This window comes from Peribacillus sp. P4_C12 (genome assembly GCF_056402095.1).
On sequence record NZ_JBFUIB010000677.1, the window covers coordinates 1 to 1,690 of the forward strand.

2 protein-coding genes are annotated in these 1,690 nt (G+C 38.5%); both read left to right on the forward strand.

Going from position 1 to position 1,690, the window contains the following annotated elements; genetic code table 11:
* The first annotated feature begins 84 nt into the window (after positions 1 to 84).
* Positions 85 to 1,038, forward strand: a complete 954-nt coding sequence (locus AC1DUW_RS27880) for a DUF1385 domain-containing protein (protein WP_053346926.1) — start codon at positions 85 to 87, stop codon at positions 1,036 to 1,038.
* Between the two features lie 136 nt (positions 1,039 to 1,174).
* Positions 1,175 to 1,549: an SA1362 family protein gene (locus AC1DUW_RS27885; protein ID WP_053346927.1), complete on the forward strand. Its 375-nt coding sequence runs from the start codon at positions 1,175 to 1,177 to the stop codon at positions 1,547 to 1,549.
* The last annotated feature ends 141 nt before the right edge of the window (positions 1,550 to 1,690 follow it).

Sequence of the window (1,690 nt, forward strand, 5' to 3'; positions counted from 1 at the left end):
GTCTTATACCTTGTGAATAMTTGATAATAAACATGATAGCACCCATGAGAGAGCTACGTGAATAACTATTAGGTTGGTGTAGAAATGTCTGAGGTTCAAAAACCCGTTTATGGAGGGCAGGCTGTAGTGGAAGGCGTCATGTTTGGCGGCAAACACCATACAGTCACTGCTGTCCGCCGCAAAGATTCAACGATTGTGTATTATCATATACCGCGTGAATCAAAGCCTGCTGTCAATCGCTTAAAAAAAATACCGTTTTTACGGGGAATTGTCTCACTGATTCAGTCGAGCGCTACCGGATCGAAACATCTAAACTTTTCCACAGAGCAGTATGAAGAAGAAGGCGGGGAAAAGATAGAAGAAAAGAAAACAGAAACAAAGGAATCTTCAAAACTAAGTGTATGGCTTGGAGTTGCCGTAATCGGGGTACTCTCCTTCTTATTTGGTAAATTGCTGTTTACACTGATTCCAGTCTTTCTTGCAGAATTGACAAGACCTATTTTCCCTAGTCATATGGCTCAGGTTTTAATGGAAAGCTTGTTTAAGTTGATATTACTGCTCATTTACATTTACCTAGTATCCATGACACCATTAATCAAGCGAGTCTTTCAATATCACGGTGCAGAGCATAAAGTGATTAATTGTTTTGAAAGCGGGAAAGAATTGACTGTCTCCAATGTGCAGGCAAGTTCACGGCTTCATTATCGTTGCGGCAGCAGCTTTATTTTATTTACTGTCATTGTTGGTATGTTTGTCTATATGCTCGTCCCAATCGACCCTTTATGGCTACGTGTCGTGGATCGAGTGTTACTTATTCCCGTCGTGCTCGGCATTTCCTTCGAGGTATTGCAGTTGACAAACAAAGTGAGAGATATTCCAGTTCTGCGTTACCTTGGTTATCCTGGTCTTTGGCTTCAATTATTGACTACAAAAGCTCCTTCCGACGATCAGGTCGAAGTCGCATTGGCTTCCTTTCATGAACTGTTAAGGTTGGAAAAAAGGACGGAAGAAGGTTTAGAAACGGATGTTATTGTGTAAAACATCTATCACAATATGATTATGAAAAATCATATACTAAACAAAGAGAATAATCTTCATTTTTTCAAATATTTTACATGAATAATGTTTAAAATAAGCTATAAATGCTTATGATGCTCTTAAGGAGGTGGCTTTGTTGAAACGTTTCATATCATTCATGATATACGGAATCATCGCCCTCGGAGTCCTCGGACTAATGAGCCGACTGTTTAATGACCCGATTGGCTTTTTTAGAAACATTCTTATAATTGCCATTGTCGCAGGGATTATTTATATGATTTATACCGGATTAACAAAGGGAAAACCAGTAAAAAAAGAGCAACAGGCATTTCGAAAGGCTGCACGCCAATCGAAAAAAAGGCTAAAGAACCGAACATCGAAAAAGGATAATGTGGCTAGCTTCTCTGCAGCAAAATCGTCTAAAAAAATAAAAGTGAGAAAGAAATCAGATAGTCACTTAACCGTCATCGAAGGGAAAAAGAATAAAAAGAAAAATCGGGCTTCTTTTTAAGAGCCCGATTTTTCTTTTTTAATATGTCCAATGCTTTAAGAATTCTCTAGTAAACTGACGACCACGATTCATTAACTCTCCTTTTTTTTCATCATTCAAGTTGAAATCCATAGCGGAGATCCCCTTCATCGGGATAAATAC

Bases quoted from the DNA above. Each gene is read 5' to 3' on its own strand.
- AC1DUW_RS27880 (WP_053346926.1), top strand. From the start codon at position 85: ATGTCTGAGGTTCAAAAACCCGTTTATGGAGGGCAGGCTGTAGTGGAA.